We start from the raw sequence: 22,320 nt of genomic DNA on the forward strand, positions 1-22,320 counted from the left end.
ATCGGTCATCTGGAAGATCTCGGCCACCACGAACAAACCCGCGCGGGGTGTGGTCGGAACCGCGTGCGAATCCCGGCCCGGCCGGAAGGGCAGGCGGCTCAGCCGGCCATCCTCATGCGGACGACGTCGAGCACCTCCGCCACCCGGCCCTCGAGGTAGAAGTGACCGCCGGGGTAGGTGACCACCGCGGAGTCCGCGGACAGCTCCTGCCACGCGGCCAGTTCGGACTTCTCGGCGCGGGGGTCGTCGACCCCGCCGAAGGCGGTCAGGGGAATCGGCAGCGGCGGCCCGGGCACGTGCCGGTAGACCTCGTTGACGGTCAGGTCCGCGCGCAGCAACGGCAGGAACATCTCCAGCAGGGAGCGCTCCTTCAGCAGGACGTCCGGGAAGCCACCCAGCGCGCGCAGCTCCGCGACGAGGTCGTCGGTCGGCAGCGCGCGCAGTTCCCTGCGGGTGTTGGGCAGCTGCGGTGCCGCCCGGCCTGACACGAACAGGTGCCGGGGTGGCGGTCCTCCCCGCTCGACGATCCGCCGCGCCACCAGGTAGGCGACCAGTGCCCCGACGCTGTGCCCGAACAGGGCGTAGTCGCCGGTGAACTCCGCGCCCAGCCCGCCGACGATGTCGTCGACCAGCGCTTCGGGATCGTGGTGCGCGGTCTCGCGCCCGCGGGCCGCGCGGCCGGGGAGCTCCACCGGGCAGATGACCAGGTCGTCGTTCCCCGCCGCACGCCAGCCGGCGTAAACCGCCGCGCTGGCACCCGCGTGCGGGAAGCAGAACAACCGGGTCCCGGTTCCCGTGCTGCCGTAGGGCAGCCAGCTCCGGGTGGTGCTCGCCGTGGTCATTCGACGACCACCTTGAGATACGCGGGAGGCGGCTGGATCTGCTCGAGGCCGGACTCCAGCACCAGGCGGTTGTCGTCGCGGACGATCTCGCTGAAGCCCGCGAACGCGTAGGTCACGTACATCACCCGGTTCCGCCCGGTCTCGACGAAGTCCGCCCTCAGCTTGGCGCCGTCCTCCTTCGCCAGCCGCATCACGTGGTTGAGCAGCACCGTGCCGACACCGCGCGCCATCACGCGGCACGACATCAGCATCATCCGGAGGTGCCACGCGGGCTGTCCGCGCTCGACGAGCGCGAGACCGATCTTGCCGTAGCCGCCGTACTTGTCGGTCAGCGACGCGACGAGCAGCAGGTGGTCGGGCGAGGTGCGCAGCGCGTCGAGCTCGTCGTAGGAGTACGTGCGGCCGGTCGAGTTCAGCTGGTTGGTGCGCACGGTCAGCTCCTCCGCGCGCTGCAGGTCCTCCCGCTTGGCCCGGCTGATCGTGAACACCATGTCCAACGTGGACAGGAAGGCCTCGTTGGTGCCCGTGTAGTCGAGCTCCGCCTGGTCACGCACCACAGCCGCGCGGTAGAGCTCGCGGCGCACCCGGGACTCGTCGGTGACGAACCTCGGCCGGAACTCCTCCGAGGCGAGCTCCACGGCGATCCGCGCGGTGTCGACCGTCTTCACCGCGGGCAGCGCGTGCGCGACCTCTTCCAGCTCGAACGGCTGGTCGTCGACGAATGCGACGGCGTCCAGCCCGATGTTGAGCTCCTTGGCGATCCGCTCGACCGACTGGGACTTGGGGTTCCAGTTGATCTGCGGGTACAGGAAGTACTCGTCGAGGCCTTCCGCCTTCAGCCGCGCCATGGCGGCGTCGTGGTCGTTGCGGCTGGCCACGGAGTGCAGCACGCCCAGCTCGTCGAGGCGTTTGATCTCCGCCACGACCTCGGGACGCACGCGCACCTCGCCGTCCTCGAGCAGGGTGCCGTCCCACAGGGTGTTGTCCAGGTCCCACACCACGCATTTGATGCGGCCGCGCTTCGGCTTGGCCGGAGCGGCGATGTCCGTCTGCGTCACTGCGCCACCTCTCGATATGCCTCGGCCGCGATCGTCAGCTCCTGCACCTGGGTGCTGCCTTCGATGACCTCGGTGACCTTGCTGTCGCGGTACAGCCGCGCGACGGGGTAGTCGGGGCTGAACCCGTTGGCGCCGTGGATCTGGACGGCGTCGCCCGCGATCCGCACGGCCGAAGTCGACGCGTGGTACTTCGCCACCCACGTCGCCATGATCGTCGCCGGGTCACCCGCGTCCTTGAGGGCGCCCGCCTTCTCGCACAACAGCCTCGCCGCGTCGCGGGCCGTCACCATTCCGCTCATCATCTGCCGCACGTGCGGCAGGTCCCGCAGCAGGACACCGCCGGCCGACCGGACCGACGTGTAGGCGGCGCACGCCTCGATCGCGGCCCGGATGATGCCGACCGAACCGCACGCCACGCTGTAGCGGCCGAGGTCCAGCGCGTTGGTCATGACCGTCCCCGCCGCCCAGCCCTGCGGTCCGAGCAGCGCCGACGGCTCCAGGCGCACGTCGGTGAACTCGATTTCGGCGAGCATGCTCGCCGTCGTGCCCATCACGTGCGGCAGCGGGGTGACCCGGACGCCCGGACGGTCCGACTCCACCAGGAAGGTGCTGGTGCCGGCACCGGTCGTCGCGAACACCATGAACACGTCGGCGACCTGACCGCCGGTGATCCACTTCTTCCTGCCGTTGAGGATCCAGCCGTCCTTCTCCCGCACCGCCGTGGTGCCCTCCGCGGTGGAGTCGCTGCCGCTGTGGTCCGGTTCGGTCAGGCAGAACGCGCCGAGCTTCTCACCGCGGGCGAGGGCCCGCAGCCACTGCTCCTGCTGTGCCGGCTCGCCCCACCGGTGCACCGACGCGCTGACCATCGAGTGCACGGTCAGGAGGCTGCGCAGGCCCGAGCACCCCCGGCCGATCTCCTCGTGCACACGCCCGACCGAGACCATGTCCATGGCCTCACCGCCGAACTCCGGGGGGAGGAACGGCGCCCACAGGCCCAGGTCGGCCACGCGCGACAGGACCTCGCGCGGGATCCACTCCTCCCTCTCGAAGGTGTTGGCGCGGGGCGCGATCTCCAGATCGACGAACCGGGCGACCTCCGCGAGGTCAGCCGGTCCACGCCGCGTTTGCGCTTTCATCACCGCTCCGCTCAGCCCACGGCGGCGGACGTCTGCCGCGCCACCAGGTCGGCCATCAACGACACGGACCGGAAGTTGCCCAGGTGCAGCTCCTCGTTCGGGATGCGCGTCCCGAACGCCTTCTCGATGAACATGACCAGCTCCATCGCGAACAGGGAGTTCACGAAGCCGAGCGCGAAGATGTCCTCCTCGTCGGAGAACGTCACGTCCGGGAACTTGGTCGTGATGAAGGTGCGGATCTGGGTGCGGGCGTCGTTCGACATTGCTGGACCTTTCTCGTGTGGAACGCGGGAACCGAGGGGGCGAGATCAGCCCATGCTCTGGTAGGTGTAGAAACCCTGGCCGCTCTTGCGCCCGTGCAGACCGGCGTCGGTCATCTTCTTGAGCAGCGGGCAGGGGCGGTACTTGCTGTCGTTGAACTGCTCGTAGAGCACCTCGACGCTGTACAGGATCGTGTCGACGCCGATGAGGTCGGCCGTCTCCAGCGGTCCCATGGGGTGGCCGAAGCAGCTGCGGAACACCTCGTCGACGGTCTTCGCGTCGGCGACGCCCTCGTGGACGAGGAAGGCCGCCTCGTTGACGGTCAGCATGAGCACGCGGTTGGACACGAACCCGGAGGCGTCGTTGACCGGGATCGGCTTCTTGCCCATCGACTCCAGCAGCGCGCGCACCGTCTCCTTGGTCTGCTCACTCGTGTGGTAGCCGGGGATGAACTCGCACGCGGGCTTCATCGGCACCGGGTTCATGAAGTGCACGCCCATCACCTTGTCCGGGCGCGAGGTCAGCGAGGCGATCTTGGTGATCGGGATCGCCGACGTGTTCGCCACGAACACGGTGTCCGCCTTGCAGACGAGGTCGAGCTGGGCGTACAGCGCGCTCTTGAGGTCCCAGTTCTCGGTGATGTTCTCGATCACCACCTCGGTCTCGGCGAGCAGTTCGAGCGAGGTGCCGACGGTGATCGACGCCAGCACCTCCGCGGCGTCGACCTGCGGGCCGCCGAGCATCCGGCTCATCCGGCACTCCAGCTCGATGCGGGCGAGCGCCTCGTCCAGCGCGTCCGGGTTGTTGTCCACCAGGACCACGGTGTGCCCCTTCTGGGCCAGGTCCTGTGCGACACCGGTGCCCATCACACCGGCTCCGACAACTCCGACGTTCGTCATCGCTACTCCTCGACTGCATTGCTCGTGGGGGAAGAAATCGTTCGGGCACACCGGCTTCGTCGCGTGCGCGGACGCGACGAAGCCGGGCTCGGCGATGTGGCGTGCGGTCAGCCCGCCGGGCCGTCGCCGGCCGCTCGGGCGCCCCTCGGAACCGTGGTCGCGGACCCCGGGGCGGTGGGCTCGAGCCAGTAGCGCTCACGCTGGAAGGCGTAGCCGGGCAAGGTGGTCTTCCTGGCCCCGCGGCCGGACTGGTAGGCGTGCCAGTCGACGTCCACACCGGACAGCCAGAGCCTGCCGAGCGCTTCGGCCGCCGACTCGGTGTCCTGCTTCGGGTCCGCTTCACCGGGAAGGGTTGGCACGAGGTGCGCCCAGGACTTCTGGGGGAAGTCCGGATGTCCTCGGAACATCGACCCCAGCGACTGCCCCGCACCGAGTTCGACGAACGCGGTGTCCGGCCAGTGCGCGGCCAGGTGGCCGATCATGGTGGCGAACTGGACCGGACGGCACATGTGCTCGGCCCAGTAGCCGGGGTCCCCCAGCTGCCTCTCGGTGATCGGCAGCCCGGTGACGTTGGACAGGTACGGCGTCTCGGGCGCACGGGGGCTGAGGTTCTGCCTGGCCCAGGCGGTGAGCTGGGCCGCGGCCGGCCGCAGGGAACGCGAGTGGAACGCGTGGGTGGTCCGCAGCGGCCTCGCGGGCACCCCCGCCGTGGCGAGCTTCTCGGTGAGCTGGCCCACGCCCTCGGCGGGACCGGACACGACGATCATGCGGGGACCGTTGACCGCGGCGACGTCGAGGGAGAAACCCGCGAGATCGCCCACCAGCCCGGTCAGTTCGGTCTCCGACAGCGGAACGGCGGCCATCGCTCCGGCGGGCAGCTCCGAGATCAGCTCGGCCCTCCTCGCCACCAGGGCGGTGGCCTCCCGCAGGGTCAGGCTGCCCGCGAGCGCCGCCGTGGCGAACTCGCCGACGCTGTAGCCCGCCATGACCGAGGGTTCGACGCCCCAGGCCGTCAGCAGCCTGCCGAGCGCGTAGTCGATGGCGAAGACACCGGGCTGGACGACGACCGTGTCCGCGGACCCGCCGGTTCCGGCCTCCGGAGCGCGGCCGAGCAGGGCGGCCAGACCGCCTCCGCCCGCCTTCCGCGCACCGACGAGACCGGCGACGGGGTCGAAGCCGAGGTGCCCGCGGAACAGCTCGGCGCACTCGTCGACCGCCGCGCGGAAGACCGGTTCGGTGGCGTACAGGCCACCGGCCATGCCGTCGTACTGCTCCCCGACCCCGGCGAGCAGGAAGCCCGCTCGTCGCGCGCTCACGTCGGTCTCGGCGAGCACACGCGTCGGCGTTGTCAGCGCCTGCACCGCGTCGGCGCCCGACGAGACCACGGTCATCCGCCGGTGCTCGAACGCCTTGCGGCCGACCTGCAGCGTGTAGGCGGCGTCCACCGGGTCCGCCCAGCGCGCGGCGTCCGCGGCCAGGTTCGCGGTCGCGGCGTCGGCCGCCTCGGCCGTGCGGGCCGACCAGACCAGCAGCTGGTGCGGACGCGCCGCCGGCCGCACGTCGTCGTCGACGGGGCCTTCCTCGATGACGACGTGGACGTCCGCGCCGCCGTAGCCGTGCGCGTTGACGCCGGCCAGCCGTGGGCGTTCGCCGCGCGGCCAGTCGGTCAGCTCCGCCACCACCGCGAGCCGGTCGCCGGACGCGGCCAGGCTCGGGTTCGGTGCGGAGAAGTTCACGGCCGGCGGCAGCTTCTCGTGGTGCAGCGCGAGAGCCGCCTTGATCAGGCGGGCGATTCCGCCCGCCTGGTTGATGTGACCGAGGTTGCCGTCGGTCGAGCCGAGCGTGACCCGCTCGACGCCGTCCACGCCGAAGACCTCCTGCAGCGCCATGACCTCCACGGCGTCACCGAAGGGGGTGCCCATCGCGGTCACCTCGACGTGGTCGATCTCGGCGGGCTCGACGCCCGCGACGGCCAGCGCCTCGGCCATCACGGCGGTCTGGCCCGGCACGCCGGGCACGCCGAACCCCTGGCGGCCTTTCCTGCCCTCGTGCAGCGCGGCCCAGCCGCGGATGACCGCGTAGATCCGGTCGCCGTCGGCCTGCGCGTCCTCGAGCCGGCGCAGCACGACCACACCTACGCCGTCACCGGGGATCTTGCCGTTGGCGCCGGCGTCGAGGACGCGGCTGACGCCGTCCTGGGAGAACTCACTGCCCTCGTGGTGCAGGTAGCCGGGGTACTGCGGGACGATCACCGAGACCGCGCCCGCGACGACCAGGTCCGACTCGCCGGCGAGCAGGCTGCCGCAACCGGCGGCGACCGCGGCGAGCGCGGTCGAGCTGCAGCTCTGGACGCTCACCGACGGTCCGGTGAGGTCGAGCGCGTAGGACACCCGCGACGGGAGCAGGTCCTTCTCGTTCTGCAGCACGAGGTGGTCGGGCCCGTAGGAGAGCACGGCCCGGTCGTTCTGCAGCAGGTTGGACAGCAGGTAGGTGCTCGGCGCACCACCGGCGAACACCCCGACCAGGCCGTCGAAGCGGCTCGGGTCGACACCCGCGTCCTCCAGCGCGTGCCACGAGCACTCGAGGAACAGGCGGTGCTGCGGGTCGGCCACCTCGGCGTCGGACCTGCTGAAGCCGAAGAAGCCGGCGTCGAAACGGTCCACATCGGACAGCAGGCCCGACGCGGCGACGAAGGCGGGGTCGTCCACCAGCTCCTGCGGCACGCCGGCCGCCAGCAGCTCGGCCGGGCTCATCCTCGTGATCCCGTCCCGCCCCGCGCACAGGTCGGCCCAGAACCGGCCGATGTCCGGAGCACCGGGGAAGTTCCCGGCCATGCCCACGATCGCGATGTCGTTGGCGGTGTCGCGTTCCGGGCCGGTCCCGAGTTCGGGACTGGTCTCGCGTTCTCGTGTGGTCACCTGTTCCTCACCTTCGGGTCCCGGTCTGGCGCCTGCGCAGGGCTCCGGCGCGCGCACGGCGCCGTTCACCGCGGGCGGACGCGTCCCCCGCCACGTCCGCGAGGTCCGGACCCGCCGCCGCCTCCGGTGCGGCGAGCAGGGTCGCGAACTCGGCGATGGTCGGCTTCTCGAACAACGTCGCCGGCGCCAGCTCGACGCCGAGCTCCTTGCCGATGCGGCCGATCACCACCAGACCGATCAGCGAGGTGCCGCCGAGGTCGAAGAACCGGTCGTCGACGCCGACCTCCTCGAGTCCCAGGCAGGCCTGCCAGATCTCGGCCACCTGCCGCTCGGCGGGCGTCCTCGGAGCCACGTACGGGGTGCGCAGCTCCGGACGGGGGTAGCGCTTGTCGCCGGTCAGGTCGACCGCCGCGCCGCCCACCAGGGCGTCGAGGGAGTCGAGCTGGGCCAGTGCGGCCAGTGCGTCGGAAAGTTCCAGCGACAGCACGGCCACCTGCGTCTCACCGGAGGCCACGATGCGGGACAGCAGTTCGGTCCCCTCCTCGGTCGGGATGCCGAACTCCTCGCGGAACCGCTTCGAGCTCTCCTGCATCTCGGCCGAGCCGGCGAGGCCCGCGGACGTCCACGGGTCGAGCTGCCACGGTCCCCACGCCACGGACACGACGCGCTTGGCGACCCCGCCCGTGTTGGCCTCCACGAGCGCGAAGGAGTCGAGGAACGCGTTCGCCGCCGAGTAGTCGGTCGCGCCGACGCCGACGGTCAGGCTCGCCACCGACGAGTAGAGCACCAGCAGTTCCACCGGGTCGTCGCGCAGCGCGTCGGCCAGGGCCAGCGTGCCCGCCACCTTCGGCGCGAGCACCGCGGCCGCCTGCTCCTCGGTCTTGGTCTGCAGCAGGCCGCCACCGGCGACGCCCGCCGCGTGCACCACGCCGTGCAGCTCACCGAAGTGCGACCGCACGTCCCGCACCAGCGAGGCGACCTGGGCGGGGTCGCTGACGTCGGCCTGGGCGACGAACACCTCGGCGCCCAGCGCGCGCAGCTCCGCCACGGCCATGAGCACGCCGCTGGTCTTGTCGTTGACGCCCTTCTCCGCGATCCAGGCGTCCCAGGTCTCCTCCGGCGGCAACCCCTTGCGGCCGGCCAGCGCGAGCCTGGTGCCGAGCGGGGCCAGTCGCCGCGCCAGCGCCAGGCCGAGCTCGCCCAGGCCGCCGGTGATGAGGTAGACCCCGCCGGGACGCCAGGCGTCGGAGTCGGCGACCTCCGGCAGCTCCACCACCTCGAAGTCGCGCACCCAGCGGCGGCCGTGCCGCCACGCGACCACACCGACACCGTCCACGGTGTCCGAAGTGGACGCGGCCAGGGCGTCGACCTCCCGCAGCGCCTGGAGGGCGTGGTCGCCGTCCGTTCCGAGGTCGGCGTACTGCGACCGGACCAGGGGGTACTCCGCCGCGATGGCGCTCGTGATGCCCGCGATGGTCGCGGCGTGCGGGTCCTTCGCGTCGCCGGCGAGGACCTCGAACCCGTTCGCGGCGAGGCTGACCAGCTCGACCCGCCTGCCCGCGCACTCCGTGCCGATGGCCTTGCCGAGCCGCATCAGGCTGTAGAAGCCGCTTTCCTGACCGGTGTCGGTGAGACCGTAGGCGTGCACGATCCGGACCGGCTCGCCGGTGGTGCCCGCGAGCAGGGCGCGGTAGTCCTCCTGGTCCTGCGGCCGGGTGTGCGCGTGGACGACCTCGTGCCCGGCTTCCCGTGCCAGCGCGGCGAACCTGTCGGCGAACCCGCCCGGTTCGGCGAGGAGCACCAGCGGTCCGGCCGGGGCGGGCAGCGGCCGGCTGTTGTCGCGCCGCCAGGTGGGCACGTGGGCTTTGAGGCCGTCGTACGACGGCATCCCGGTGTTCGCCGCGGTGGCGGGTGCCGCCGGACCGGTGGTGCCGGTCGCCGCGACCTCCGGCCAGTAGCGCGTGCGCTGGAAGCGGTACGCGGGCAGGGGGACGAACACGCGTTCCGCGTCGGCACCGCCGGCCCAGTTCACCGGCACGCCGTGCTCCCACAGCGCGCCGAGCGCGGCGAGCCACGACCGGCGGCCCTGTTCCAGCGGCAGGCTGACCACGGGGGTCGTGGTGTCGGCGCCCGAACCGGCCTCGACGAGGACCTCGGCGTGGCGGCTCAGCACCGGCAGGCCGTCGGCGATCCGACCGGGCTCTCCCGTCCAGCAAGCGGCGTCACGCACCTCGGCCGCGGTCAGCGCGGCACCGGTGCGCGGGGACACCACGGTGATCGCGGGCTCCGCGACCTCGGCGGGCACCGTCCCGTCCAGGGCCAGCGCCAGACCGTCGGCCAGGGACAGCATCCCGCCGACGACCGCGGCGACGCACTCCCCCACCCCGGCGCCGAGCACCACTGCCGGAACCAGGTCGCGGGAACCGAGCAACCGGGCGAGGGCGTACTCGACCGCGAACACGGCGGCCCGCTCGTCGGCCTCCGCAGCGCCGTGCAGCGCGCCCAGCAGGTCCACCCGCCCGTGGAGCAGGCCGGCGCACTCGTCGATCGCGGCGCTGAACGCCGGTTCGGTGCGGTACAGCTCCTCGGTGGTGCCGCGCCAGGCGCCGGGGTCCGCGGGCAGGAGGAGACCGAAGCGGCGCTTCTCCCCGACGACCGAACCGGTGACACCCGCCCGCAGGGACGCGATGGCGTCCGCGGTGTCGCGCACGGCGAGTGCGGACCGCACCGGCAGGGCGCTGCGCCCGGACTGCGTGGTGTGCGCGACGTCGGCCAGTTCCAGCTCCGGGTGCGCCTCCAGGTGGTCGGCCAGCGCCGCGGCGTTCGCACGCAGGCTGGACTCGCTGTGCCCGGACACCGTGAGCAGCTGCCACGGCGGTCCCGGTCGCGGCACCGGCCCCCGCGGTGCCTGCTCCAGTACGAAGTGGACGTTCGACCCCGACCAGCCGAACGAGCTGACGCCCGCTCGCAGCACGCCGCCGGCGTCCGCGGGGAAGGGCCTCGCGGCCTGCACGGGCCGGACGGGACCGTCCAGCGTGACGACTGGGTTGGGGGTGGTCATGTTCAGGTTGGCCGGGATCTCGCCGTGCTCCAGCGCGAGCACGGTCTTGACCAGACCGGCCATCCCGGCCGCGGCCAGGGTGTGGCCGACGTTGGACTTGACCGCGCCGACGTACAGCGGCTCCGGCGCGGAGCGCTCGCCGAAGACCTCCTGCAGGGCGGTGAACTCGATGGCGTCGCCGAGCTGCGTGCCGGAGCCGTGCGCCTCCACGTAGCCGATGTCGTCGGTCCGCACGCCTGCGTCGGCGTGGGCGGCGCGGATGACCGCGATCTGCGCGGCCCGGTTGGGCGCGGTGAGACCGTTGCTGCGGCCGTCCTGGTTGGTCGCCGTGCCGCGGATCACCGCACGGATGCGTTGTCCCGCGGGGACGTCCTGGGTGCGGCGCAGAACGACCACGCCGCCGCCCTCACCGATCACGTACCCGTCGGCGGACTCGTCGAAGGTCTTGGTGCGGCCGTCGGCGGCGAGCATGCTCATCTTGCAGGACTGGACGAACACCTCCGGGTTGATCATCGTGGAGGAGGCGCCGACGATCGCGACGTCGCACTCGCCGCGGCGCAGGCTCTGCACGGCCAGGTGCATGGCGCTGAGCGCGGAGGAGCACGCGGTGTCCACCGTCAGGCAGGGGCCGCGCAGGTCGAGCTGGTGCGCGATCCGGCCGGCGGCCGCGGACAGCGAGCTGCCCAGGCCGAAGTACGGGTCGTCCCCGGCCTCGGCACCGTCGGCCTCCAGCTGGCGCATGCTGTACTGGATGGTGTCGATCAGCCCGGCGAACACGCCGGTGCGGCTGCCGCGCAGCTCCTCCGCGGTGAGCGAGGAGTCCTCCAGCGCCTCCCAGACGAGCTCCATGAGCAGCCGGAAGCTCGGGTCGGTGCGGCGCGCCTCCTGCGGCGAGAGCCCGAAGAACGCGGCGTCCCAGCCCGCGATGTCGGTGACGAACGCGCCGTGCTGCGTGTAGGCCTTGCCCGGCGCGGTGCGGTCGAGGTCCAGGTAGTCGGCCGCGTTCCACCGGTCCGCCGGGGCGAGGCTGACGAGGTCCTTGCCCTGCATGAGGTTCTGCCAGTAGTCCTCGACCGTGTCGCTGCCGCCCGCGAAGCGGCACGACATGCCGACGACGGCGATCTCCTGGCCCTGCGCGGTGTTCGCGCGCGGGGTGGCCGTCGTCGCCGAGGACTGCTCCTGCGGGCCGAGCTCGGCGAGCAGGTGTGCGGCGAGCGCGGCGGGGCTCGGGTGGTCGAAGACGATGGTGGGCGGCAGCGCCAGCCCGGTCTCGGCGTTGAGGCGGCCGCGCAGCTCGACCGCGGTGAGCGAGTCGATGCCCAGCTTGGTGAACAGCTGCTGGGCGCTCACCTCGTCCTCGTGGCCGAGCACGGCGGAGGTGTGGGTGAGCACGAGCTGGTGCAGCACGCGTTCGCGTTCGGCCGGGGGCATGCCGGCGAGCCGCGTCCGCCACGACGTGGTGACCTCGGCACCCTCCTCGGCACGCCGCGCGTCGGCCTCGGCGATCGCCACGACCTCGGGCAGGTCGGCGAGCAGCGGGCTCGGCCGCAGCGCGGCGAACGGTGGTGCGAACTTCGGCCACTCGAACGCGGCCACGGTCAGCGCGGTCTCGTCCCTGCCGAGCGCGCGCCGCAGCGCGAGCACGCCCAGTTCCGGTGCCATGGCCGGCACACCGAGGTCGCTGAGCAGCTGGTCCGCCTGGCCGCTCACGCCCATGCCGACCTCGCCCCAGCGACCCCAGGCGACGGAGGTGGCGGGAAGACCGCGGAACCGGCGCTGCTGGGCGACGGCCTCCAGGTAGGCGTTCGCCGCTCCGTAGACGCTCTGCGCGGGGTTGCCGACGGACGCCGCGATCGAGGAGAACAGCACGAAGGCGTCCAGGTCGAGCCCGTCGGTGAGCTCTTCGAGGTTCCGCGTTCCGCAGACCTTGGCGCGCAACGCGTCCACGTAGGACTCGCGGCCGATCGTCTCGATCTGCCCGACCTCGAGGACTCCCGCGAGGTGGAACACGGCACGCAGGTCGTCGCGGACGTCGTCGACGACGGCTCCGAGCGCGTCGCGGTCGGCGACGTCGCAGGCGACGATGGAGACCCTGCTGCCCAGGTCCTCCCGCAGGGACTCCGCGCCCGGCGCGTTCCCACCGGTCCGGGAGACCAGCACCACGCGGTCCGCGCCCGCCTCGGCCAGCCAGCGGGCGACCACACCGCCGAGACCGCCGGTGCCACCGGTCACCAGGACGGTGCCGCGCGGCTTCCAGGAGCGCGGTGCCTCGGCGTTCTCGGCGTGCGCCAGGCGACGGCCGAACACGCCGGCCGCGCGGATCGCGACCTGGTCCTCGCCGCGGGGGCCGGCGACCACGGCGCCGAGGAGCGCGCTGACGCGATCGGACGGCTCGGCCGGAACGTCGACCAACCCGCCCCACAACCGCGGGTGCTCCAGCGCGGCGGCACGGCCGAAGCCCCAGAGCTGGGCCTGCACCGCGGAGGCGGGCGCCTCGTGCGGGCCGGTCGCGACCGCCTGGCCGGTGACCGTCCACAACGGAGCGGTGATCTCGCGGGCCGCCAGTTCCTGCACCAGCGACAGGGTCGCCTCGGCACCGAACGACAGGCCGTCTGTCTCGTGCTCGTCGAGCCCGACCAGGGAGAGCACGCCGTCGAACGCCGGGACACCGTCCACCGCGGCGGCCACCGAGGCCCGGTCCGGCCCGGCGAGCACCACGTGGTCGACCTCGGCTCCCCGCAGTGCCGCCGCAGCGGCTTCGGTCCAGTCGCCGGAGCGCGGCGAGGACACCAGCAGCCAGCGCCCGGACGCCTCGGCCGGTTCCGGCGTGAACTGCTTCCAGTGCACGCGATAGCCCAGAGCGTCCACTTCGGACTCGTTCGCACGGGAGCTGCGCCAGCGCGCGAGCGCCGGGAGGACGTCGCCGAGAGGGGCCTGCGCGTTCGGCAGCTCCAGCTCGGCGGCCAGTTCCTCGGCGTCGCCGTTCGCCACGACGGACCAGAACCGGGAGTCCTCACCGCCGGTGCCGCCCGTGACGTCCCCGGCGTCTTCGAGCCAGTAGCGCCGACGCTGGAACGGGTAGGTCGGCAGGGGGACGACACGGGCGCCGGTGCCGTCGAGGTAGGCGGCCCAGTCGACGTCGATGCCGGTGACGTGCAGGGCGGCGAGCGCGGACACCAGGGTGCGGACCGGTTCGCGGTCCTTGCGCTGGGCGGCGGCGAACACCACGCCGTCCGGCAGTGCGGAGCGGCCCATCGCGGTGAGCGGGGCGTCCGGCCCCAGCTCGAGGAACGCGGTCACGCCGCGCCGGCGCAGGGTCTCGACGGCGTCGGCGAAGCGCACCGCCTCGCGGGCGTGCTCGACCCAGTACCGCGGGTCGGTCAGCCGCTCGGCGAGCTCACCGGTCAGCGTGGAGACGACAGGGATGGCGGGCTCGCCGTAGGTGAGGTCACGGGCGATCTCCGCGAACTCGGCCAGCATCGGGTCCATGAGGCTCGAGTGGAAGGCGTGCGACACCTTCAGCCGCGTGGTGCGGCGGTCGGAGAACCGCCCGGCCACCGCGAGGACGGCCTCCTCGGCACCGGACAGCACCACCGCGCGGGGGCCGTTGACCGCGGCCAGGCACACGTCGTCGTCCAGGTGGGGGCGGACCTCGTCCTCGGTCGCCTCGACCGCCACCATCGCCCCACCGGCGGGCAGCGCCTGCATCAGGCGGCCTCGGGCGAGCACCAGCCGCGCCGCGTCGGGCAGGGACAGCACCCCCGCGACGTGGGCGGCGGCCAGCTCACCGATCGAGTGCCCCGCCAGGAGGTCGGGAACCACACCCCACGAGCTGACCAGGCGGAACAGCGCCACCTCGAAGGCGAACAGCGCGGGCTGCGCGAACTCGGTGCGGTTCAGCCGCTCGGCGTCGTTGCCGAACACGACCTCGCGCACGCCCGGCAGGTACTCGCACACCTCGTCGAACGCGGTCGCGAAGGCCGGGAAGGCGTCGTGCAGCTCGCGGCCCATGCCGAGCTGCTGCGAGCCCTGGCCGCTGAACAGCACGGCCAGCTTCCCGGTGGTGGCGAACCCGGTGACGGCCCCGGCGTCGCCGTCGGCCACCGCGCGCAGTCCCGCGGTCAGCTCGTCGGGGCCGGCCCCGACGACGACCGCGCGGTGGTCCATCGCCGCGCGGGCGGTGGCCAGCGACAGCGCGACGTCCACGGGTTCGTCCCGGGTGGCGTCCACGCTCGGCAGCAGTGCCGCGGCCTGTGCCCGCACCGCGGCGGGAGACGCCCCCGACAGGACGTAGGGCACCACAGCCGGCGGCCGGACCTCCCGCGGCGGCAGCGGCTCCTCCGGCACCTGCTCCAGGATGACGTGGGCGTTGGTTCCGCTGATGCCGAACGAGGACACCCCCGCCCGGCGCGGCCTGTCCGTCTCCGGCCACGGCCGCTGCCGCGAGAGCAGCGAGATCGACCCGGCCGACCAGTCGACGTGCTCGGACGGGCGGTCGACGTGCAGGCTCGCCGGGAGGACCCCGTGCCGCATCGCCTCGACCATCTTGATGACGCCGGCGACGCCCGCGGCGCACTGCGTGTGCCCGATGTTCGACTTGACCGAGCCGATCCACAGCGGCTCGGCGCGGTCCCGGCCGTAGGTGGCGATCAGGGCCTGCGCCTCGATGGGGTCGCCGAGCTTCGTGCCGGTGCCGTGCGCCTCGACCGCGTCCACGTCCGACGGGGACAGCTTCGCGTTGGCCAGCGCCTGGCGGATCACGGCTTGCTGGGACGGGCCGTTCGGGGCCGTCAGGCCGTTGGACGTGCCGTCGGAGTTGACCGCGCTGCCCCGCACCACCGCCAGCACCGGGTGGCCGTTGCGCCGTGCGTCGGACAACCGCTCCAGCACCAGCACGCCGGCGCCTTCCGCCCAGTTCGTGCCGTCGGCGCCGGCGGCGAACGGCTTGCACCGGCCGTTCGCGGCCAGCCCGCGCTGGCGGGAGAAGTCGACGAACGGGCCGGGGCTCGACATGACCGTCACACCGCCCGCCAGGGCGAGGGTGGACTCCCCCGTCCGCAGCGAACGGGCGGCCAGGTGCAGCGCCACCAGCGAGGAGGAGCAGGCGGTGTCGACGGACACGGACGGCCCCTGCAGCCCCAGCACGTAGGAGATCCGGCCGGACACGACGCTGCCCAGGGTGCCGGTGGCGAGGTAGCCCTCGTACTCCTCCGGCACCGCGGTGAGCCGGGTGGCGTACTCGGTGTTCGTGACACCGGCGAAGACGCCGGTCGCGCTGCCCTTGAGGGAGGTCGGGTCGATGCCCGCGCTCTCGATGGCCTCCCACGCCGTCTCCAGCAGCAACCGCTGCTGCGGGTCGGTCGCCTCGGCCTCGCGCGGCGAGATGCCGAACAGCTCGGCGTCGAACTCGTCGGCGTCGTGCAGGAACCCGCTCTCGCGGACGTAGGTGGTGCCCGGCCGCTCCGGGTCCGGGTGGTAGAGGCCTTCGAGGTCCCAGCCGCGGTTGGTGGGGAACGGCGAGATGGCGTCACCGCCGGTGCTGACGAGGTCCCACAGCTGCTGGGGCGAACGGATCTCGCCGGGGAAGCGGCAGCTCATCGCGATGATCGCGATCGGCTCGGTGTCGCGTTCCTCGGACTCCCGCAGCTGCCGACGGCTCTCCCGCAGGTCCGCCGCCATTCGCTTGAGGTAGTCGACGTACTGCTCTTCGGTGGGCATCGGTCATGGCTCCTATGACGGCCGGCTGGTCAGCGCGTGCCGAACTCGTGGTCGATCAGCGCGAGGATGGTGTCCGGGGTCGCGGTGTCGAGATCGCTCCCGGAGCTGTCCGAGCGCTTGGCCGTCCACACGGACAGCAGGCGCTGCAGACGCCGGTCGACCTCGGTGTCGTCCGGATCGGTGCCGGCGAGCATCGCCTCGAGCCGGCCTATCTGTTCGATCAGCGCGGTGCTCGCCGGCTCGCCGTCACCGACCAGTTCGGTGTGCAGGAACGCCGACAGCGCGGCCGGGGTGGGGTAGTCGAAGACCAGCGTCGAGGACAGCCGCAACCCGGTGACGGTGCTCAGGCGGTTGCGGAACTCGACCGACGTCAGCGAGTCGAACCCGAGGTCGCTGAAACCGCGGGCGGGCTCGACGCTGTCGGCGCCCGTCCTGCCCAGCACCAGCGCGGTCTCCCGCCGGACCAGGTCGAGCAGCAGCTCGTTCGCCCTGGCCGGCGGCAGGCCGGCGAGCGTGCGCAGGAGCTCGTCGTCCTGCCGCGCGGTGGCGGCCTTGGCCCGCACCCGGCCGGGACCGCCGAGCAGACCGCGCAGCAACGGGGACATGGACGCGTCCGAGGCGTTGGCGCGGGCCGTGGCGCGGTCGACCTTCAGCGCGAGCAGGACCGGGTGCGCGGTGGCGACGGCGGTGTCGAACATCGCCATGCCCTCGGAGGACGTGATGGGCGGGAAACCACCGCGGCGCAGGCGTTCCTCGCCCTCCTCGCCGAGGCGGCCACCCATGCCGCCCGCCCACAGGCCCCACGCGATCGAGTGGGCGGCCAGACCGTCGCCGCGGCGGCGGGTGGCCAGGGCGTCGAGGAAGCTGTTGGCCGCGGCGTAGTTGGCCTGCCCCGCGTTGCCCAGCACCCCGGCGGCCGAGGAGAACAGGACGAACCAGCGCAGTGGCAGGTGCCGGGTCAGCTCGTGCAGGTGCCCGGCGGCTCGGACCTTCGGGGCGAAGACGCGGTCCACCCGTTCCGGGGTGAGCGCGTCGACCAGGCCGTCGTCCAGGACGCCCGCCGCGTGCACGACACCGGTCAGCGGGTGCCGGTCCGGGATCGCGCCGAGCAGGTCCGCCACGGCGTCGCGGGAGGCGAGGTCGCAGGCGACGACGGTGACCTCGGCGCCCAGGCCCGTCAGGTCGGCGACCAGCTCGGCCGCGCCCGGCGCGTCCGGCCCGCGCCTGCTGGTCAGGACGAGGTGCCGCACTCCGTGCTCGGTCACCAGGTGCCGGGCGAGGGCCCCGCCGAGGTCCCCGGTGCCGCCGGTGATCAGCACGGTGCCGTCCGGCTCGGGACCGGCCGGGATCGTCAGCACCAGCTTGCCGATGTGCTTGGCCTGGCTCAGGAAGCGGAACGCCTCCGGGGCGCGCCGCACGTCCCACACGCGGGTCGGCAACGGCGTGAGCACGCCGCGGTCGAACAGCTCGACCACCTCGGACCACATCCGGGTGAGCAGCTCGGGCTCGGCCTCGATCAGGTCGAAGGGCCGGTAGAGAACCCCGGGATGCCGCGCGGCGACCTCCTCCGGGTCGCGCAGCCCGGCCTTGCCCATCTCCATGAACCGGCCGCCCCGCGGCAGCAGCCGCAGCGAGGCGTCGACGAAGTCACCGGTCAGCGCGTCCAGCACGACGTCGACGCCCCGCCCACCACTGGTGGCCGTGAAGTGCTCCTCGAAGCCGAGCGTGCGGGAGTCGGCGATGTGGCCGTCGTCGAGCCCGGCCTCGCGCAGGACGTGCTGCTTGCCGGTGCTCGCGGTGGCGTAGACCTCCGCGCCGAGGTGGCGGGCGATCTGGACGGCGGCCATGCCGACGCCGCCGGCGCCCGCGTGGACCAGCACCGACTCGCCCGCGCTCAGCCCTGCCAGCTCCTTGAGCCCGTAGTAGGCGGTCAGGAACACCAGCGGGACCGAGGCCGCGGTCTCGAACGACCAGCCCTCCGGAACGCGCGTGAAGTAAGGGCGGGGAGCGATGGCGACCGTGCCGACGCCGCCGGCGGCCACGCCCATCACGGCTTCGCCGACCGCCAGGTCCGTCACCCCGGATCCGATCTCGACCACCACGCCCGCCACCTCGTTGCCGAGGGGGCCGGGCTCGCCGTCGAACATGCCGAGCACGTTCAGCACGTCGCGGAAATTCAGGCCGGCCGCGCGCACGGCGACGCGGACCTCGTTGGGCGCCAGCGGTTCCGATGCCTGCGGGTGCGGCTCCAGGCGCAGGTTGTCCAGGGTGCCGCGACCGGTCATGCCCAGTCGCCAGGCCGGGCCGGCCGGGGCGACGAGCTCGTCGGCCGCCGGCAGCGCGGCCAGGCGCGGTGCGGCGAGTTCACCACCGCGGGAGAGCAGCTGCGGCTCACCGGTGGACAGGGCGGCCGCCAGCTGTGCGGCGGTCGGCTCCGCGTCGGTGTCGATCAGCACGAACCGGCCGGGGTACTCGGACTGCGCCGAGCGCACCAGTCCCCAGACCGCGGCGGCCGCCGGGTCGACCCGGTCCGTGCCGACCGCGTCGCGGGTGAGCACCACCAGGGTGGTGCCGTGCAGGCGCTCCTCGGCGTTCCACCGCTGGAGCACGGCGAGAACCCGGTTGGTCTCGGCCAGCGCGGTGCCCGCCACGTCGGTGCCTCCGGGGCGCACCGGGAGCACGACGACCGGCGGGGGCGGGACGTCGTCGTCCAGGTCGTCGGCGTACGCCCACTCGACTTCGTTGCCACCAGTAGTGGATAGCGCTTTCCACTCAAGGTGGAACAGCGAGTCCGATCCCCCGGTTCCGGCCGTTCCGAACTGGTCGGCGCTGATCTCGCGCAGCAGCAGCGCACCGATGGTGGCCACCGGCGCACCGACGCCGTCCGCGACCCGGAGCGTGACGGCGTCCGACCGGCCGGGGGTCAGCCGCACCCGCAGCGTGGTGGCGCCGACCGCGTGCAGGGCGACGTCCTGCCACAGGTGGGGAACCCGGGGACCGGAGTCCTCGGCTGCCGTGAGACCGATGGCGTGCAGGCAGGAGTCGAGCAGCGCGGGGTGCAGGCCGAACTTCTCCGCGTCCTTGCGCGCCTCCCCCTCCTCCGGCAGCCGCAGTTCCGCGTAGACCTCGTCCCCGAGGCGCCAGGCCGCCCGCAGGCCGCGGAACACCGTCCCGTACTCCAGGCCGTTGCGGGAGAACGCTTCGTACACGCCGTCCAGGTCGACGGCGGTGGCGCCGCGCGGCGGCCACTCGGCCAAGTCGAAGTCCGGCGCCGCGACGGACGGGGTCAGCGTGCCGGAGGCGTGCCGGGTCCAGGGTCCCTCGCCCGCACGGGAGTGCAGGGACACCGACCGGCGGCCCGACTCGTCCGGCGCGGCCAGCACGACCTGGACGTCGCGCGGACCGTCGAGGAACACCGGCTCCAGCAGGGTGAGCTCCTCGAGGTGCGGGCACCCGGCCTCGTCGCCCGCGCGGAGCGCCAGCTCGACCAGCGCCGTTCCCGGCAGGAGCGCGGTGCCCGCGACGACGTGGTCCGCGAGCCACGGGTGGGTCGTGAGCGAGACCCGGCCGGTGAGGACGACCCCGGAGTCGTCGGCCAGCGCCACCGACGCGCCCAGCAGCGGGTGGCGGGCGTCGGACAGACCCAGCCCGGCCGGGTCTCCCGCGCCGCCCGCGGACTGCAGCCAGTAGCTGGCGTGCTGGAACGCGTAGGTGGGCAGCTCCGCCGTGCGAGCCCCGGTGCCCTCGTAGAACGTCCGCCAGTCCACGCGTCCGCCGCGCACGTGCAGTGCGGCCAGTGCGGTCGTCGCCGTCACCGGCTCGGGGCGGCCGCCCCGCAGCATCGGCACCGCGAGCACGTCCTCGTCGGGCAGGACCCGTGCGACCAGCGCGGTCAGCACCGAGTCCGGTCCCAGCTCGACGAACCGCGAGACGCCCTCGGAGCGCAGCCAGGCGATCGAGTCCGCGAACCGGACGGGCTGGCGGACGTGCCGCGGCCAGTACCCCGGCGCGGTGACCTCGTCGGTGCCGGCGAGCTTGCCGGTCACGTTGGACACCACCGCGATGCTCGCGGCACCGTAGGAGACGCTCTCCGCGACCGCGGTGAACTCGGCGAGCATGCCGTCCATGCGCGCCGAGTGGCACGCGTGCGTCATGCGCAGCCGCTTGGTCTTGCGGCCCTGCCGGGCGAACGACTCCGCCACCGCGAGGACCGCGTCCTCGTCGCCGGACAGCACGATCGCGTCCGGGCCGTTGACCGCACCGATCTCGACACCGTCGACGAGCGCGGCGCGGACCTCGTCCTCCGCGGCCTGGACGCTCACCATGGCGCCACCGGCGGGCAGCGCCTCCATGAGCCTGCCGCGCGCGGCGACCATCTTCGCCGCGTCCCGCAACGTCCAGACACCGGCCACGTGCGCGGCGGTGAGCTCACCGATGGAGTGACCGGCGACGAAGTCGGGACGCACGCCCCAGGACTCCAGCAGCCGGAACAGCGCGACCTCGACGGCGAACAGCGCCGGTTGCAGGTAGCTCATCCGGTCGAGCAGGTCCTGGTCGTCGCCGAAGACCACGTCGGCCAGCGACCGGTCAAGGTGCTCGTCCAGCGCCGCCACCACCGTGTCGAACGCCTCGGCGTAGGCGGGAAAAGCTTGGTACAGCTCACGGCCCATGCCGCAGCGCTGGCTGCTCTGCCCGGTGAACAGGAACGCCGTGCGCCCGATCAGCGGCGTGCCCGTGACGACGGCGGGGGAAGGCGTCCCCTGCGCCAGCGCGGTCAGACCGGCCACGAGGTCGTCCCGGGTGGCGCCGACCACCGCGGCCCGACGGTCGAGCGTGGACCGGCCGGTCGCGAGCGAGTGGGCGACGTCGAGCGGATCGGCTCCGCCCACGGCGTCGAGCAGGCGGGAAGCCTGTGCCCGCAGGCCGTTCTCGTTCTTGGCCGACAGCACCCACGGCAACACCGGAGGAGGCGTCCGTTCGACGTCCTCCCGCTCCTCCACGACCTGCTCCAGGATGACGTGGGCGTTGGTCCCGCTCAGGCCGAACGACGACACCGCACCACGGCGGGGCCGGTCGACAGCGGGCCAGGGACGCTCGCCGGTGAGCAGTTCCACCGCACCCGCCGTCCAGTCGACGTGGGGCGACGGCTCGTCGACGTGGAGCGTGCGCGGCAGCACCCCGTGCCTCATGGCCTCGACGACCTTGATGATCCCGGCGACGCCGGCGGCCGCCTGGGAGTGGCCGATGTTGGACTTGATGGAACCCAGGTACAGCGGCACGTCGCGGTCCTGGCCGTAGGTGGCCAGCAACGCCTGTGCCTCGATCGGGTCACCGAGCCGGGTGCCCGTGCCGTGCGCCTCGACGAAGTCCACGTCCGATGTGGACAGACGGGCGTTCTTCAGCGCCTGGCGGATCACCCGTTGCTGGGACGGACCACTGGGCGCGGTGAGGCCGTTGGAGGCCCCGTCCTGGTTGACCGCAGAACCGCGGACGACCGCGAGAACGCGGTGCCCGTTGCGGCGGGCGTCGGACAACCGTTCCAGCAGCACCACACCGGCGCCCTCGGACCACCCCGTGCCGTCGGCGGCGGCGGCGAACGCCTTGCACCGCCCGTCGACGGCCAGCCCGCGCTGGCGGGAGAACTCCACGAACGTCTCGGGCGTGGACATGACCGTGACCCCGCCGACCACGGCCAGCGAACACTCACCGGTGCGCAGGGCGTGCCCGGCCAGGTGCAGTGCGACCAAAGAGGACGAACAGGCGGTGTCGACGGTCACCGCCGGCCCTTCCAGGCCGAACGTGTAGGACACCCGGCCGGACAGCACGCTGTTGGACGAGCCGGTACCGATGAAGCCCTCGATGTCCTCGGACACCGACGTCAACCCGGACACGTACTCCGCGCGCATCGCGCCGGCGAACACCCCGGTGGCGCTTCCCCTCAGCGAGGAGGGGGCGATCCCGGCGCGTTCCAACGCCTCCCACGTGACCTCGAGCAGCAGGCGCTGCTGCGGATCCATGGCCAGCGCCTCGCGGGGGGAGATCCCGAACAGCTCCGCGTCGAACCTGTCCGCCTCGTGCAGGAAGCCGCCCGCGGTGGTGTACGTGGTGCCGCGGTGGTCCGGGTCGGGGTGGTAGAGCGCGTCGGCGTCCCAGCCCCGGTTGTCCGGGAAGCTGGTCACGCCGTCACCGCCCCGCGCCACCAGTCGCCACAGGTCCTCCGGCGAGTCCACCCCGCCGGGGTACCGGCAGGCCATCCCGATGACGGCCAGCGGCTCGGATGCGCTCTCCTGGACCTCGTCCAGGCGACGCCTGGTGTCGCGGAGCTCGGTCGTCAACCGCTTCAAGTAGTCGAGCGTCCGGTCGTCGCTGGTCATGCCGCTTCCTCCTTGTGACGGCGTCCTGTGTGGACGCCGCCACGAACGGAAAG

At 73.0% G+C, this 22,320-nt stretch carries 8 protein-coding genes; all 8 read right to left on the reverse strand.

Annotated features, from left to right (window positions below):
- Positions 1-98: 98 nt before the first annotated feature.
- The 8 genes from L6E10_RS08435 to L6E10_RS08470 all read right to left on the reverse strand — a co-directional run bounded on the left by L6E10_RS08435 (position 99) and on the right by L6E10_RS08470 (position 22,267).
- Positions 99-842 (reverse strand): thioesterase II family protein, encoded by a 744-nt coding sequence (locus L6E10_RS08435; protein WP_236218460.1) that lies wholly within the window; start codon positions 840-842, stop codon positions 99-101.
- Complete coding sequence (locus L6E10_RS08440) at positions 839-1,900, reverse strand: HAD family hydrolase (protein WP_236218462.1); 1,062 nt, start codon at positions 1,898-1,900, stop codon at positions 839-841. Before L6E10_RS08440 ends, L6E10_RS08435 begins: the two co-directional genes overlap by 4 nt.
- A complete protein-coding gene (locus L6E10_RS08445; RefSeq protein WP_236218464.1) occupies positions 1,897-3,036 on the reverse strand; it encodes an acyl-CoA dehydrogenase family protein in 1,140 nt (379 codons plus the stop codon). The genes L6E10_RS08440 and L6E10_RS08445 overlap by 4 nt, the downstream gene beginning before the upstream one ends.
- An 11-nt stretch (positions 3,037-3,047) precedes the next feature.
- Positions 3,048-3,299, reverse strand: coding sequence for an acyl carrier protein (locus L6E10_RS08450; protein WP_236218466.1), 252 nt, complete (start codon positions 3,297-3,299; stop codon positions 3,048-3,050).
- Positions 3,300-3,344: 45 nt separating this feature from the next.
- Positions 3,345-4,196, reverse strand: coding sequence for a 3-hydroxyacyl-CoA dehydrogenase family protein (locus L6E10_RS08455; RefSeq protein WP_236218468.1), 852 nt, complete (start codon positions 4,194-4,196; stop codon positions 3,345-3,347).
- Positions 4,197-4,303: 107 nt separating this feature from the next.
- Entirely contained in the window at positions 4,304-7,114 is a 2,811-nt protein-coding gene (locus tag L6E10_RS40715; RefSeq protein WP_236218470.1) for a type I polyketide synthase, read from the reverse strand.
- 7 nt (positions 7,115-7,121) lie between these two features.
- Positions 7,122-15,893: a type I polyketide synthase gene (locus L6E10_RS08465; protein ID WP_236218472.1), complete on the reverse strand. Its 8,772-nt coding sequence runs from the start codon at positions 15,891-15,893 to the stop codon at positions 7,122-7,124.
- 29 nt (positions 15,894-15,922) lie between these two features.
- Positions 15,923-22,267, reverse strand: coding sequence for a type I polyketide synthase (locus L6E10_RS08470; protein WP_236218474.1), 6,345 nt, complete (start codon positions 22,265-22,267; stop codon positions 15,923-15,925).
- Between the last annotated feature and the right edge of the window lie 53 nt (positions 22,268-22,320).

The sequence above is a fragment of the Lentzea sp. CC55 genome, from assembly GCF_021056325.1.
Lineage (GTDB): Bacteria > Actinomycetota > Actinomycetes > Mycobacteriales > Pseudonocardiaceae > Lentzea > Lentzea jiangxiensis.

Excerpts from the sequence above, each read along its gene's own strand:
- L6E10_RS08435 (WP_236218460.1), bottom strand. The coding sequence starts at position 842 with ATGACCACGGCGAGCACCACCCGGAGCTGGCTGCCCTACGGCAGCACG.
- L6E10_RS08445 (WP_236218464.1), bottom strand. The coding sequence starts at position 3,036 with ATGAAAGCGCAAACGCGGCGTGGACCGGCTGACCTCGCGGAGGTCGCC.
- L6E10_RS08450 (WP_236218466.1), bottom strand. The coding sequence starts at position 3,299 with ATGTCGAACGACGCCCGCACCCAGATCCGCACCTTCATCACGACCAAG.
- L6E10_RS08455 (WP_236218468.1), bottom strand. The coding sequence starts at position 4,196 with ATGACGAACGTCGGAGTTGTCGGAGCCGGTGTGATGGGCACCGGTGTC.
- L6E10_RS08465 (WP_236218472.1), bottom strand. The coding sequence starts at position 15,893 with ATGCCCACCGAAGAGCAGTACGTCGACTACCTCAAGCGAATGGCGGCG.
- L6E10_RS08470 (WP_236218474.1), bottom strand. The coding sequence starts at position 22,267 with ATGACCAGCGACGACCGGACGCTCGACTACTTGAAGCGGTTGACGACC.